Annotated in this window: 13 protein-coding genes; 5 read left to right on the forward strand and 8 right to left on the reverse strand. The window is 39.4% G+C overall.

Translation table 11 applies throughout. From position 1 onward, the window contains the following. The 4 genes from adeJ (at position 1) to MMP60_RS15130 (ending at position 5,545) form a co-directional block, all read left to right on the forward strand. A complete protein-coding gene (gene adeJ, locus MMP60_RS15115; RefSeq protein ID WP_241337161.1) occupies positions 1-3,174 on the forward strand; it encodes a multidrug efflux RND transporter permease subunit AdeJ in 3,174 nt (1,057 codons plus the stop codon). A gap of 5 nt (positions 3,175-3,179) precedes the next feature. Beyond that, positions 3,180-4,640 carry a multidrug efflux RND transporter AdeIJK outer membrane channel subunit AdeK gene (gene adeK / locus MMP60_RS15120; RefSeq protein ID WP_241337206.1) on the forward strand — a complete coding sequence of 487 codons (1,461 nt, stop codon included), beginning with the start codon at positions 3,180-3,182 and terminating at the stop codon, positions 4,638-4,640. A gap of 108 nt (positions 4,641-4,748) precedes the next feature. Further along, positions 4,749-5,099 carry a YbjQ family protein gene (locus MMP60_RS15125; protein ID WP_241337162.1) on the forward strand — a complete coding sequence of 117 codons (351 nt, stop codon included), beginning with the start codon at positions 4,749-4,751 and terminating at the stop codon, positions 5,097-5,099. Between the two features lie 8 nt (positions 5,100-5,107). After that, the gene (locus tag MMP60_RS15130; protein ID WP_241337163.1) at positions 5,108-5,545 is read left to right on the forward strand and encodes a heavy metal-binding domain-containing protein; all 438 of its coding nucleotides are present in this window, start codon (positions 5,108-5,110) and stop codon (positions 5,543-5,545) included. Here the strand turns inward: MMP60_RS15130 and MMP60_RS15960 are convergent. The 4 genes from MMP60_RS15960 to MMP60_RS15150 all read right to left on the reverse strand — a co-directional run bounded on the left by MMP60_RS15960 (position 5,534) and on the right by MMP60_RS15150 (position 8,810). After that, positions 5,534-6,538 (reverse strand): DUF4116 domain-containing protein, encoded by a 1,005-nt coding sequence (locus MMP60_RS15960; protein ID WP_241337164.1) that lies wholly within the window; start codon positions 6,536-6,538, stop codon positions 5,534-5,536. The genes MMP60_RS15130 and MMP60_RS15960 overlap by 12 nt on opposite strands. 83 nt (positions 6,539-6,621) lie before the next feature. Continuing rightward, positions 6,622-7,329, reverse strand: coding sequence for an adenine nucleotide alpha hydrolase (locus tag MMP60_RS15140; RefSeq protein WP_241337165.1), 708 nt, complete (start codon positions 7,327-7,329; stop codon positions 6,622-6,624). Beyond that, positions 7,326-8,132 (reverse strand): SDR family NAD(P)-dependent oxidoreductase, encoded by an 807-nt coding sequence (locus tag MMP60_RS15145; RefSeq protein WP_241337166.1) that lies wholly within the window; start codon positions 8,130-8,132, stop codon positions 7,326-7,328. Before MMP60_RS15145 ends, MMP60_RS15140 begins: the two co-directional genes overlap by 4 nt. Before the next feature lie 15 nt (positions 8,133-8,147). Beyond that, positions 8,148-8,810 (reverse strand): hypothetical protein, encoded by a 663-nt coding sequence (locus tag MMP60_RS15150; RefSeq protein ID WP_241337167.1) that lies wholly within the window; start codon positions 8,808-8,810, stop codon positions 8,148-8,150. A gap of 404 nt (positions 8,811-9,214) precedes the next feature. On the opposite strand from MMP60_RS15150, the gene MMP60_RS15155 reads away from it, so the two are divergent. Continuing rightward, complete coding sequence (locus MMP60_RS15155; protein ID WP_241337168.1) at positions 9,215-12,115, forward strand: valine--tRNA ligase; 2,901 nt, start codon at positions 9,215-9,217, stop codon at positions 12,113-12,115. Between the two features lie 44 nt (positions 12,116-12,159). Here MMP60_RS15155 and MMP60_RS15160 read toward each other — a convergent pair whose 3' ends face one another. From MMP60_RS15160 to MMP60_RS15175, 4 genes are all read right to left on the reverse strand, one after another. After that, positions 12,160-12,939 (reverse strand): caspase family protein, encoded by a 780-nt coding sequence (locus tag MMP60_RS15160; protein ID WP_241337169.1) that lies wholly within the window; start codon positions 12,937-12,939, stop codon positions 12,160-12,162. Next, positions 12,939-13,427 (reverse strand): hypothetical protein, encoded by a 489-nt coding sequence (locus MMP60_RS15165; RefSeq protein ID WP_168154247.1) that lies wholly within the window; start codon positions 13,425-13,427, stop codon positions 12,939-12,941. The genes MMP60_RS15160 and MMP60_RS15165 overlap by 1 nt, the downstream gene beginning before the upstream one ends. 110 nt (positions 13,428-13,537) lie before the next feature. Next, positions 13,538-13,906: an endonuclease domain-containing protein gene (locus MMP60_RS15170; protein ID WP_241337170.1), complete on the reverse strand. Its 369-nt coding sequence runs from the start codon at positions 13,904-13,906 to the stop codon at positions 13,538-13,540. A 146-nt stretch (positions 13,907-14,052) separates the two neighbouring features. Beyond that, entirely contained in the window at positions 14,053-15,072 is a 1,020-nt protein-coding gene (locus MMP60_RS15175) for a molecular chaperone DnaJ (RefSeq protein WP_241337171.1), read from the reverse strand. Positions 15,073-15,432: the final 360 nt, after the last annotated feature.

The following is a 15,432-nucleotide window of genomic DNA, read 5'->3' on the forward strand; positions in this document are numbered from 1 at the left end:
ATGGCTCAATTTTTTATCCATCGTCCAATTTTTGCATGGGTGATTGCACTGGTCATTATGTTGGCGGGTATTCTCACGCTCACTAAAATGCCAGTTGCACAATATCCAACAATTGCCCCCCCTACGGTGACAATTTCTGCAACCTATCCTGGTGCTTCTGCTAAAACTGTAGAAAATACAGTTACCCAAATCATTGAACAACAAATGAATGGTTTAGATGGCTTACGTTATATTTCTTCAAACAGTGCAGGAAACGGTCAAGCATCAATTAACTTAAACTTTGAACAAGGGATTGACCCTGATATTGCTCAAGTTCAAGTTCAAAATAAACTACAGTCTGCAACAGCACTTTTACCTGAAGATGTACAACGTCAAGGGGTAAGAGTAACCAAATCTGGCGCAAGTTTTATGCAAGTTATTGCATTCTACTCACCAGATAACAGCCTTTCTGCTTCAGACATTAAAGACTATGTAAACTCAAATATCTCTGAGCCACTGAGTCGTGTGGCAGGTGTTGGTGAGGTTCAAGTCTTTGGTGGTTCATATGCAATGCGTATTTGGCTAGACCCAGCAAAACTGACCAGTTTCAATCTAACGCCAGCAGATGTTGCAGCAGCCATTCGTGCGCAGAACTCACAAGTTGCTGTAGGTCAATTAGGTGGCGCACCTGCAACATCGGGTCAGGTACTCAATGCAACAGTCAATGCTCAAAGCATGCTACAAACACCTGAACAGTTTAAAAACATTTTCCTGAAAAATACGGCTGCTGGCGCACAAGTTCGCTTGAGTGATGTCGCACGTGTTGAATTAGGTTCGGATAATTATCAATTCGATTCTAAGTTTAATGGTAATCCTGCGGGTGGTGTTGCAATCAAACTTGCAACAGGAGCAAATGCGCTTGATACAGCAAAAGCTGTTGAGAAACGTTTATCAGAGCTTCGTAATAACTATCCAACAGGTTTAAAAGACAAACTTGCTTATGACACAACACCGTTTGTTAAACTTTCGATTGAAAGTGTAGTTCATACGCTGATTGAAGCAGTTATCCTTGTATTTATTGTGATGTTCCTGTTCTTACAGAACTGGCGCGCAACCATTATTCCAACACTTGCTGTACCCGTGGTGGTATTGGGAACATTTGCCGTAATTAATATCTTTGGCTTTTCGATCAATACTCTCACCATGTTCGCCATGGTACTTGCCATCGGTCTATTAGTTGATGATGCGATTGTCGTCGTCGAGAACGTCGAACGCGTGATGCAAGAAGAGCATTTAGAGCCTGTACCTGCAACTGAAAAGTCAATGAGTCAGATTTCTGGTGCTTTGATTGGTATTACCAGTGTATTAACAGCGGTATTCGTACCAATGGCATTTTTTGGTGGAACAACTGGAGTCATTTACCGTCAGTTCTCCATCACCTTAGTCACAGCAATGATTTTATCTTTAATTGTTGCATTAACCTTTACCCCTGCCCTTTGTGCAACACTGTTAAAACAACACGATCCAAACAAGCCAGAAAGCAACAATATTTTTGCACGTTTCTTCCGTTGGTTTAACCGCAGCTTCGATAAACTATCAGTGAAATATCAAGGTGGTGTCAATCGTATGACCCATCATAAGATTTTCTCTGGTGTTGTTTATATTGCCGTCATTGCAAGCTTGGTTGGTTTATACAAGATGCTGCCATCTTCTTTCTTACCCGAAGAAGATCAGGGCGTGGTCATGACTTTAGTTCAGTTACCACCAAGTGCAAGTCTTGAACGTACGGATAAAGTCATTACAACAATGACGGGTTACTTCTTAAATAAGGAAAAAGAACACGTAGAATCAATCTTTACGGTCTCAGGCTTCTCATTTACAGGAGTCGGTCAAAACGCAGGTCTTGCATTTATTAAATTGAAAGACTGGAGCGAACGTACCACACCTGAATCACAAATTGGTGCCATCATTCAACGTGGTATGGCACTCAATATGATTGTAAAAGATGCTTCTTACATCATGCCATTGCAGTTACCCGCAATGCCTGAGTTAGGTGTTTCATCAGGTTTTGACATTCAATTAAAAGATGTGAGTGGTCAAGGTCATGAAAAACTGATTGCTGCACGTAATGCAATTTTAGGTATGGCTGCACAAGATAAACGCCTTGCAGGTGTTCGTCCAAATGGTCAGGAAGATACTCCACAGTATCAAATTATGGTTGATCAAGCACAAGCTGGTGCAATGGGTATCAGCATCAGCGATATTAACAGCACCATGAGCATGGCTTGGGGTGGTTCTTATATCAATGACTTCGTCGATCGTGGTCGTGTCAAAAAAGTTTATGTCCAAGGTGAAGCAGATACACGCATGATGCCTGAAGACTTAAACAAATGGTATGTGCGTAATAACAAAGGCGAAATGGTTCCATTCTCAGCATTTGCCAAAGGTGAATGGACGTATGGTTCACCTCGTTTAGAGCGTTATAACGGCGTTTCATCCGTAAATATCCAAGGTACGCCTGCCCCAGGTGTCAGCTCTGGTGATGCAATGTTGGCAATGGAAGAAATCATTGGAAAGTTACCATCAATGGGCTTACAAGGTTTCGACTATGAATGGACAGGTTTATCTTTAGAAGAACGTGATTCTGGTAATCAGACGCTTCCTTTGCTAATTCTTTCGTTATTGATCGTCTTCCTATGTCTTTCTGCATTATATGAAAGTTGGGCAATTCCAATTTCTGTATTGTTAGTTGTACCTTTAGGTATTATTGGTGCATTTACATTGACATGGTTAGGTATGGTCATTAAAGGCGATCCAAACTTATCCTTTAATATTTACTTCCAAGTCGCGATCGTGGCAGTCATAGGTCTTTCTGCCAAAAATGCAATTTTAATTGTAGAATTTGCAAAAGAATTGCAGGAACAAGGTGAAGGTCTATTTGATGCAACCTTACATGCTGCAAAAATGCGTTTACGCCCAATTATCATGACCACACTTGCTTTTGGTTTTGGTGTTTTACCATTAGCACTTGCAAGTGGTGCGGGTGCAGGTAGCCAACACTCTGTAGGTTATGGTGTACTTGGTGGTGTAATTTCTTCAACACTTTTAGGTATCTTCTTCATCCCAGTGTTCTTCGTGTGGATTCGTAGTATCTTTAAGTACAAACCTAAAACTTTAAATACTCAGGAGCATTGATCGTGATGCAAACTGTTTGGTCTATTTCCAGTCGTGGCATTGCAATCTCTGCACTCGCGCTCTCTTTGGCTGCCTGCCAAAGTATGCGTGGGCCAGAGCCTGTTGTGAGCACAAATACGCCTGAAAGCTACGCGTCTTATGGTAATGCTTCTGGAACATCAATTGCTGAACAAGGTTACAAAGACTTCTTTGCTGACCAACGTTTATTAGAAGTTATTGATTTGGCGATTGCCAACAACCGTGATTTACGTACTGCTGTTCTCAATATTCAAAAAGCACAGCAGCAATATCAAATCTCGGAAAATAATAGATTACCAACGATTGGGATCGGTGGTAGCACAGCTCGACAAGTATCCCCGAGTCAAAACCCAAACAATCCATATTCAACGTATCAAGTGGGTATCCCACAGACAACGTATGAATTAGATTTTTGGGGTCGTGTTGCAAGCTTAAAAGATGCTGCTTTGGACAGCTATTTAGCAACGCAAAGCTCACGTGATGCAACGCAAATCAGCTTAATTAGCCAAGTGACTCAAGCTTGGTTAAATTATTCATTTGCAAGTGCGCAACTTAAGCTTGCAGATCAAACGCTCAAAGCACAACAAGATTCGTTTAATTTAAACAAAAAACGTTTTGATGTGGGCATCGATAGTGAAATTCCTGTGCGTCAAGCACAAATTTCGGTTGAAACTGCGCGTAATGATGTGGCGAACTACAAAACACAAATTGCTCAAGCACAAAACTTGTTGAATTTACTTGTAGGGCAACAAGTTCCTCAGAACTTATTGCCTCAACAACAAGTGACTCGCATCACTCAGCAAAATGCGTTAAGTGCAGGCTTACCAAGTGATTTGTTAAATAACCGTCCGGATGTCAAAGCTGCGGAATATCAATTGAGTGCGGCTGGTGCAAATATCGGTGCAGCTAAAGCACAGCTATATCCGACGATTAGTCTGACAGGTTCAGCAGGTTATGCTTCAACAGATTTGAGTAATCTTTTTAAAGCAGGCAATGCAGCATGGTCAATTGGCCCAAATATTAGCTTACCCATCTTCGATTGGGGTACACGTAAAGCCAATATTAAAATTTCTGAAACAGATCAGAAAATTGCACTTGCTAACTATGAAAAGTCAGTACAGTCAGCTTTCCGTGAAGTCAATGATGCTTTGGCGACTCGTGCCAATATCGGTGATCGTTTAACTGCTCAGCGTCGTTTAGTTGAAGCAACCAATACCACTTATAAACTTTCTAATGCTCGCTTCCGTGCAGGCATTGATAGCTATTTAACGGTATTAGATGCGCAACGTTCAGCATATTCAGCTGAGCAAGGTTTATTGTTATTACAGCAAGCAAATCTAAATAGCCAAGTGGAGTTATATAAAACACTGGGGGGTGGTCTAAAAACCAACTCGAGTGATACTGTAACGCAACAAGCATCTAGCGCACAGATTCAGGCTGCTAAATAGTTGAAATAATTTACAAATAAAAGCTCACTTCAGTGAGCTTTTTTATTGCAACAAATGCAAATATTTCTTATCTTCAAAGACTAACGATGAATGATTTAGACAAATACTATGTTACTAAGCAGTTTAGAATCTGTACCCGGTCACACTATTTTACGCCAACTTGATGTGGTTTATGGCAGTACTGTACGTAGTAAACACGTTGGGCGTGACTTGATGGCTGGCTTGAAAAACATCGTGGGTGGTGAATTGACGGGTTATACTGAGTTGCTTGAAGAATCTCGCCAAGAAGCGACCCAACGAATGATTGATAAAGCACATAGTTTAGGTGCGAATGCAATTGTAGGGATTCGTTTCTCGACCTCAAATATTGCTCAAGGTGCATCTGAACTTTTTGTCTATGGTACGGCAGTGGTGGTTCAACCGATCACACCGAAACTTCCTGATCCATTTAGCGCTTAGGCATTTCTATGAGTGGATTAATTTTTCAGATTATTCTTTTTCTGATTCTATTTTCAGTCGGTTGGACTTTTGGTCGACATATCGAACAAAAACATTTGCGTGAACTGGATGAAAAAGAAAAACTATTTGCCCATATTCGGATTGATACCAATCGCTTTACTGAAACATCAGCAAATGGACAGTTGGTGAGTAGCAATGTTGTGATTTCACATGATTACTTTAAATATGTACTTGCCAATATTCAGAACTTTTTCGGTGGTCGCCTCACCAGTTATGAAAGTGTAGTAGATCGCGCACGCCGTGAAGCCATGCTTCGCCTCAAGCAAGAAGCAGATCGAATAGGCGCAAACCATATTATGGGGGTTCGTCTCAGTACCACAGAATTAGGTATGCAAGGTGGTATGGTTGAAGTATTTGCTTATGGTACGGCGATTTTAGATAAATAAACTGGCTTCAGGATTCTGTGCTAATGCTTGCTCAATAATATCTGCTGTTTTGTATCGGACAAACTCTAGAGCCATACCATTTTGTTGCACTGCTTTTAAACAAATTTCTTGAGTTTGTTCTTTCACACAAGAGAGTAACAAACCATTTAGAGAAACTGCTTCCAAACAAATTAAGTCTGTTTGCTCACGAACATATTCAAAACCATTACCATAATGATTTTGTATACAAAACAAACAAATTTCTTCAGTTTGCTCATGGACATATTGCAAGTAAAATTCATCTTGAGCAACTGCTATTCGACATAGATCGGGCGTTTGCTGTTTAACAAAATATAAAGCTAGACCAAAACATTCAACAGCTGCATAACAAATTTCTTCAGTCTGTTCAGGCACAAACTCAAGTGCACTACCTGATTTTTTTACGGCAATTAGACAAAGCTGCTCAGTACGATTAGGGATAAACTGTAATAAATGACCATCATACTTAACTGCTGTGAGTGCCATTTCATCATCAATAAATTGGGCAAAACATATAGCTTCTGGATTTTGTAAAATCGCAATTCGACAGATATCTAAACTTTGTATTTTGACAAACTCTAATGCCAACCCATCATTAGCAACTGCTTCACGTACAAGCGCATTGGTCTGTTGATCTATATGTTCTAAAACCAAACCATTTTGTTGGACTGCAAGCAATAACATTTCAGGACTAATATTTTTTACATATTTAATCGCATAGCCTGTTTGTGCAAGTGCAACTTTACAAATACCATTTGTTTGATATGAAACAAATTGTAAAGCCATACCATTTTGCTGAACTGCAACTAAACTAAGCGCTTCAGTTCTTTGCTCTACTGGGATCAAACCCAAAGCATAACCGTCTGCTTTTACAGCAGCATATAAAACGTCATTGGTTGGATCATATAGAAATTGTAAAGCTAAGTAATTCTGTTGAACTGCTATAATTTGCATCTCTAAGTCTGGCTGCGCCACAAATTGTATTGCTCTACCGTCTAATTATAACTGGTTAATAATTTCATTACGTTTTTGAGACATTAATAAACCTTTTAAAATATTCACTCCGCAAAAATCGCTTGCCAATAGTGATAGATTTTTTCCTCACCATCATCTAATTTAAACTCATAAGACATTTTACGAGTTTCAATGATCTTAAAATCGACAGGATATTTAAACAACGCACCTGCATAGGCAAAGGTATGATATTCACCGTTTTCGCCACAGACATCGACTTCGCTTGGCATTCTTGCAATTAGTGCAGCATCAATATCTTGACCAACAAAGGACTCATCCAATTTACTAGCATCAGTCACGATAATTTTGGTTTTAATACCTGAATCTAAAAAATCTTGCATCACTTCACTTGAGTTCAGATTCCAGATGGGTTCAACCACTTCGATCCCAAGAGGATGCAAACGGTCTTCTCGATATTTGCGTACATCGCTCAGGTAAATATCACCAAAAATAAAGTGTTCACCCCCCTGCGCTTTAAAATGATTGGCAGCATCTAGCATGCGTTGTTCATAGACAGGGAGATTTTTAGGAAGAAACACAGGATACAGTGGAATCCCAATACTCTCAGCTTGCTTTTCAAGTAATGCATGCGGAATGGCATGCATGGAAGACAATTCTGTTTCTTCATTCACAGTGGTTAGTAAAGCGACCACTTCGAACTCATTTTGCTGTAGCACCGTATACAGTGCTAAGGCTGAATCTTTACCACCGCTCCAATTAAAAACGGCTTTCTTACGATTATCCACACTCATTTCACTTTCATTTTACGAATCATTTTATACAACAAGCTTGGTGATAAGCGAGAGACCAACACACCCAGTTGTTCTTTTTTCCCACCAACAACAATATATTCATCCCCTGCCATCAATGATTCCACCACACGTTCGGCAAATACATCGACGTCTAAACCATTTTCAATCGCTTCATCCTGATGCCCTTGTGGTTTGCCTTCCCCGTTTAAAGCATTAAATGAAACATTGGTTTTAACAAAACCAGGGAAAACCACTGAAACTGCTATTCCATCTTTAGCGACTTCCGCACGTAAACTGTTTGCCCACATGTGAATCGCTGCTTTCGCCGCAGAATACGTGGCACGATATTGTGTACCTAACAAACCTGCAACACTGGAGACAAACACCACCCGACCTGACTTTTGTTTGATGAGCGTTGGTAATACTGTTTTAGTAAAGAAGACTTGTGAGAAATAATCCACTTCCATAATGGCACGTTCAGTGTGCATGCTCGTCTCTTGAATCAAAGCACGTTGACTCAAACCTGCATTATTAATCAACCAATCAATACGTCCTTTACATGCCAAAACCTGTTCATGTGCATGGCGAACTTGAGATTCATCGGTAATATCCGCAGCAATTGAGAGATGTTGTTCAGGTTTAAGCAGGCCAACTCGAACTGCTTCTAATTCATCATAACGGCGTGATGTCAGCACCACTTGAGCGCCCTGCAAAGCACATTCACGTGCTAACGCCTTGCCTAAGCCCGAGGATGCCCCTGTAATCCATACGACTTTATTATCAAGACTTTTAAGTTTTGCCATGTCTATACCCTCTATCTACGTTGGATGACGCATAAATTTAAGGAAATAATCAACATAAGTTGCCGCAACTTGTTGATCAAGTTGAGTGCCTAATTTTTCTAAACGCTTATACCCTAAATGTGTCGTCATATTAATGACGCCATTTAAGGTTTTATCGACTACAAAATTAAATTTTAGGCTCTTTTTCGGCTCACGAATTAAATGAGTGACACCTACATCAATCACTTCTGTGAGCAACTTCAGTGAATTGGCAATTTCCCGACTTTCCCCTTCAGCTAATTTTTGACTCGAAGCTTTAACCTGTTGAGTCAACTGTTGCTCAATCGGATAAGTCATATATACCGACTCATCTTCAACTCGAATTGTTTTAGATAAATGTTCAACCAACGGAACTAGACGATCATTCCCAAAGAATGACACTGACCATGGCATATATTTTCGGATTGCTTCTAAAATCTGCTGAATCACTTTTTCAGATTCACCTGTGAGTGAGTGATGTTGATTGTCTTGCAATAGCACCATAAAAACTTGTTCTATCACTTCACATGCAATTTCAGATAAAACTGCCCCCAAAGCATTTGCTTGGCTTTCTTTACTACCCTGTAAGAGCTGCGTACGGATATGAGCAAATCGCGCGTATGTATCGGCTTGAATATTTAAAAAAACGGCAGTGTTCATTCTAATCACCCTATTCTAGATTCCATAAAATAAGGGCTTATTAAATAAGCCCTTATTCATCCTTAGATTCTGTTTTTCTTTCATTTTTGGCTTTTCAAATGCTGAATTTACCACATTCTATTCACGATCAACATGCATAAATGCCAAAAATGGTTGACCGTGTGTTGCTTCATTAATTTTTAATAGAATTGAATAACTCATCGTAACCGTCCTTTTTTAAGTTTTAATATTTTTATATCTTTGTTTTATGCTTAAACATTTTTAATTGTGTGATGTAACATACATAAATCTAACTTTTTCAAGAAAAAAACCAACTGTTTTCATCGACTTTTTTTGATGAAAATATTCATCATTTTTTTGCTACAATAGATCTAATTTTTTATTCAATTTTAATCTTCTATACTATGACTGACGCTCAATCTGCTCAAAATATTGCAACTACTTACGATCCAACCGAGATCGAAAAGAAATGGTATCAAATCTGGGAACAACAAGGTTATTTCAAACCCTCAGGTCAAGGTGAATCATTCTGTATCATGATTCCACCACCAAACGTCACGGGCAGCTTGCACATGGGTCATGGTTTTAACAATGCCATCATGGATGCCTTGACTCGCTACAACCGTATGTCTGGTAAAAATACCTTATGGCAACCAGGTACTGACCATGCCGGTATTGCAACACAAATGGTCGTAGAACGTCAGCTTGGCGCACAAAACATCAGCCGTCATGACTTAGGTCGTGAAAAGTTCATTGAAAAGATTTGGGAATGGAAAGAACAATCTGGTGGTACGATTACTCGTCAGATCCGCCGTTTAGGTTCTTCAGTGGACTGGTCGCGTGAACGTTTCACCATGGATGAAGGTTTATCGAATGCGGTGAAAGAAGTCTTCGTTAAACTACATGAAGATGGCTTAATTTACCGCGGTAAACGCCTCGTAAACTGGGATCCGAAACTGCAAACTGCCCTTTCTGATCTTGAAGTTGAGTCAGACAAAGAAGAAGCAGGTTCATTGTGGCACTTCAAATACTTCTTTGAAGACAAATCGCTTCGTACACACGATGGTAAAGATCACATTGTTGTCGCTACGACTCGTCCTGAAACATTGTTAGGTGATACTGCCGTTGCTGTTGCACTTGATGATGAGCGTTATTCACACCTTGTTGGTCAGAACATTATCCTGCCAATTACAGGTCGTGCAGTTCCAATCGTTAAAGATGAATATGTAGATAAAGAATTCGGTACAGGCTGCGTAAAAATTACGCCTGCACATGACTTCAATGACTATGAAGTCGGTAAGCGTTGTGAATTGCCGATTATCAACATCTTTAACAAAAATGCGGAAGTGTTGGCTGAGTTTGAATACATCGCCAAAGCAGGTGAGCAAATTTCTAAAACCATCGCTGCACCAGCAGACTACATTGGTTTAGAGCGTTTTGCTGCACGTAAGAAATTGGTTGAACAAGCTGAAGCGGAAGACTGGTTAGATCAAATTCAACCTTATACGCTTAAACCACCTCGCGGTGACCGTTCAGGTGTGATCGTTGAGCCATTATTGACTGACCAATGGTATGTCAAAATTGCACCGCTTGCTGAGCCAGCGATTAAAGCAGTGAAAGATGGTGACATCAAATTTGTACCTGAGCAGTACAGCAACATGTACATGGCATGGATGAACAACATTCAAGACTGGTGTATCTCTCGTCAACTTTGGTGGGGTCATCGTATTCCCGCTTGGTACGATGCTGAAGGTAATGTATTCGTTGGTCGTGACGAAGCAGAAGTTCGTGCCAATAACAACATCCCTGCTGATGTTGCATTGAGTCAAGATGAAGATGTATTGGATACATGGTTCTCTTCTGCGCTTTGGACATTCTCAACTTTAGGTTGGACTGGCGACAAAGCAAAAGATGCTGAAAACTATTTCCTCAATACCTTCCACCCGACTGATGTGTTAGTGACTGGTTTTGACATTATCTTCTTCTGGGTTGCGCGCATGATCATGATGACCATGCACTTCATGAAAAATGAAGATGGTACGTCTCAAGTTCCGTTCAAAACTGTCTATGTACATGGTTTAGTTCGTGATGGCGAAGGTCAGAAGATGTCTAAGTCGAAAGGTAACGTACTTGACCCATTAGACCTGATTGACGGTGTAGACCTTGAAACCTTGGTACAAAAACGTACGACTGGTTTGATGAATCCGAAACAAGCGGCGAAGATTGAAAAATCAACCCGTAAAGAATTCCCAGAAGGCATTCAAGCTTACGGTACAGATGCAGTGCGTTTCACTTTCTGTGCGCTTGCCAACACAGGTCGTGACATCAAGTTCGATATGAAGCGTGTTGAAGGTTACCGTAACTTCTGTAACAAGATTTGGAACGCAACCCGTTTCGTATTGATGAATGTTGAAGGTCAAACCGTGGGGCAAACTGCTCGTCCTGATCTTTGGGAATTGCCTGAGCAGTGGATCATCAGCCGTTTACAAAAAGCGGAAGCTGCGGTTCAACAAGCCTTTGCAACCTATCGTTTGGACTTGGCTGCACAAGCGATTTATGACTTCATCTGGAATGAATACTGCGACTGGTATGTAGAGTTGACCAAGCCAGTACTGAACGATGCTGAAGTGTCTGAAGAGCGTAAAGCTGAAGTTCGCCGTGTACTACTTGCCGTGATGGAAGCATCTTTACGTTTGGCTCATCCGTTGATGCCGTATTTGACAGAAGAAATCTGGCAAACCCTTGCGCCAATGCTCGGTATTGAAGGCAAAACGATTATGACTGCGGCATATCCTGTGCCTGCTCAAGAGAAAATCAATGAGCAAGCTGAAGCGGATATGCAATGGTTACAAGGTTTGATTGGTGCGGTACGTAACATCCGTGGTGAAATGGGCTTAGGTAATGCACGTTTATTACCAGTTCTACTTCAAAACACCACTGAAGCGGAAAAAGCACAGATCACCCGTATTGAAGCGTTGTTTAAAGCTTTAGCAAAAGTTGAAAGCATTACGTTCTTGGCGGATGCTGAACAACCACCATTGTCTTCATCTTCTGTTGTGGGTCATGTGTCTGTATTTGTTCCAATGAAAGGTTTAATTGACCCGAAAGCGGAATTGGGTCGCCTACAAAAAGACTTAGACAAAGTGCAAAAGCAACATGACCAAATTGCAACTAAACTTGCAAATGAAGGGTTTGTGGCGAAAGCACCTGCTGCTGTAGTTGAAGGTGAAAAAGCGAAATTGGCTGAGTTTGCTGACCAGTTAGCGAAGATTAAAGCGAATATGGAGCAGATTGCTGCGCTTTAAGCAGTAGTTTGAATAAAAAATCCCCTCTATTGAGGGGGTTTTTATTATCCAAACATAGGACGGTAATGTGCTGCACTATAAGGATTTATACTAATTGGTAAATAATCCTGAACATTCCCACCAATTTTAGGGTAAACATATGTTGGATTTTGATTACCATCTGATCGAGGATTCAAACTTTTAACGTATTTCTCTGCTTGAGTATGTACTAGTATCGCCAACTTCGATTTATCGGTAGTGTGTTTAGAATATTCACTAGCATTTTTTAAAAATGAGCTCAAATAAACAGCTCCTTCAGAGCTATCGTATGAAACTTCATTTAATTCACATGAATAAAACACAGCTCTTTGATTAACAGCTTTTGTTATTAATTCAGAATATATTCTTCGACTCTCAGCAATACTGAGATAATTTGTTTGACTATCTTCCATTGCAAATGTCGTAGAACGTTGGGATTTTTGTACTAAGTCTTCTGAAAAACTTCTGCAACAATCAAAAAAATTAATCTGTTTATCTGCAAATCCAAATAAAGCACTTTCTTCAATGGTTTCTTTTTGATTGTTTATCTGTATGTGAGTTTTTCTCCCATCGTTCCCACCATGTCCACTAAAGAAGACAAGGCAAAAATCAACTGGTGTCAAGCGTTGAATAGCTAACTTTAACTTTAAATTATTTAAGGTTGGATTCTTTATAATTTCAATTTCTGAATCATACCAAGAACCACCAGCTAAGCTCTTTAAAAAACTTACAATGTTGTCTGAATCTTTTGATAGACCTGGAAGTTTCCCATCATCGTTTACAAGAATTATGGCTTTTCTTTTCATTAATTTTTCCCCAAGCATTTATTAACCAAAGATACAAATTTTGCATCATAACTATCGATATTTTCATTCGGATCGTTCAATGGATTTTCCCAAGCTTTTTTATGCAAACGAATCCAAGACTTCATATTAATATGATTTTTTTGTATGCATTCATCATCATACTTACAGTGAGCACTTAATTTAGATAAATAATTAAAAACTAAAGTTGTAAAGTTATAATAACGTAAAGCTTTTTCATCGCTATGTATGTTTGGATCCAAATGGTTCCAATTATCACAATACGCTTTTGACTCTAAATATGGATATTGAATAGAAATTTGAAGAATTTCATTAAGCTCCTGATTGAGTTCACTCAACTTATCTTGTTTTTTCTCGCGAAAATGTAGAAATGTTACCCATAGTGATGAAATAATGACTGACACCAAAGTACCTATGCCTACTGGTATATACTTTATAAATTCGTTTGCTACTGATACTGGCTCTGCCATATTCCCCCCTCAAATTATAATTTTTAAGTTAATAAGAACCCTAAATTGGGATTAAATTAAAAATTTCAAGCAACTGATAAAAATAATTTTTATGATAATTTCCCAATAGATTAAGGAGAGATATTTTTCAATTCAGAACATCTCTGCCACAAATCCTCCAACACTACATCAGTCCGACTCAACACATCATGATTCCAATATCGAACAACCGTTAAACCCAAAACCTCCAAAAACTTCGTCCGTTCAGCATCATACTCAATGGCATCATCCGTTCCATGCTGGCTGCCATCCAACTCAATCACTAAACCAATTTCATGACAGTAAAAATCCACAATATACGGCGCAATCACATGTTGTCTGCGAAATTTAAGATTCATAAATCGCTTAGCACGAAGCAATTGCCATATTAAGTGTTCTGCATCAGTGGCATTAGTCCGCATAGCCTTGGCGAATTCTAATAATTGTGGGTCTAGTTTCATTTTTTCTCCTATTTTTAATTTCCCTCACCCCAGCCCTCTCCCTAAGGGAGAGGGAGCGTCCTTTGTGAATTTGATAGTTATTCGATACGCAATAAAGTTCCCTCTCCTTTCAGGAGAGGGCTAGGGAGAGGTATTTTTAAAAAAGCTTACAATGCCCCATGCCCCAACAACATCTCTACCCCACTCAGCTTTTTCATATGCTTTAAACGCTCTTTTTCCCACTTCAATTGCTGCTTTAACTCCGCACAATCCGCATCTATAGCTTTATACACATCACCAATATGCAGATGCTCGGCTTTCACTTTTTTCGCCAACTGAAAAGAATCCAAAATCTCATCAATTTGACTTTCTAACTGCTGACTTTGCGCATCCAAAGCCAGTTTATAAAATTTTACTTGTTCCACAGATAACTCTTTAGCCCCTACACCTTTATTTTGTTCCAACTGTAACTGGAGTTTGAGTAAATAAAACAAATCCTGTTGTTCATACGCCTGACTCGCCTGTTGGAACAATTCAGTTTTTTCTGCTTTCTTCGACTCATCTTGCTCACGGTCTGGATGAATCATTGCGGCAATTTTCAAATAGACTGTTTTCAACGATTGGGCTGCCATCTGCTCAGCTTGTTCACGTTTCTGCTGTTGTCTCAGTTGCTTGGCTTGTTCTCGTGCCTGTTGCTGCTCGGCAGCATATTGCTCAAAATCATCTTCTTCTAATTCTATATTTTGATCAAAATTTTCATTAAGTTCGAACTGAACGGACTGTACTTTTTTATTCTGTTTCACTGATTGCTGTGCATGTTGCTGATAAAAGGTATCGATCTGCTTCACTAGCTCTAATCGTTCTTCATCCAACATTTTAGAACGCTTTAACATTTGTGCAAGTTGAGTAATCTTTTCATCGAGTTGCTGCATATCCGCTTTGGAAAACTCATGGCTGTGTAACATATTCCAAAGTTGATCCAACTGCTGAAACAAGATTTCATGTAATTCACTATATACAGGCAGCAGCTTTTGGCGAGTATGTTGTTGAATTTCAGCTTGGGCATTTTGCCATGTCGCAAGACTAACTTTTTGTTGTTCTATTTTATCAATCAAGTGATTCAGCTTTTTTTGCTGTGGTGACTGTTCAGCCCTTTGCTGTAAGCTAACTTTGAGATCAAAGGACATGCTCATCTGCCTGAAAAATAAAAAGTGTAGCAATAATCAGATAAGGAAGGTAGTAAATCACCCTTTGAATATGATCACGTAGGGGCATCGTGTTGTCGCTCAGATTTACACCAATATGCCAAGATCGTGCGATTTAGCTCTTAGTGACAATCAAAACGTCCTATTTTTACGCAAAATGCACTACTTATAACCAAAATTACAATTTAATTTCTAAATTGGTGCATTTTTTGCATTATATTTTTCATTAAATTGAGCTATTTCAGAATAGCTTGGGGTTTTAGATTTACTAAATCTATTTTGGTGCAAAAAACGAATCAATTGTTTGCATAAAAATATGGTTTAGCACTTTTTTTGAGCATT

Source organism: Acinetobacter sp. ANC 4805 (assembly GCF_022549495.1).
In the GTDB taxonomy this organism is placed as follows: Bacteria; Pseudomonadota; Gammaproteobacteria; order Pseudomonadales; family Moraxellaceae; genus Acinetobacter.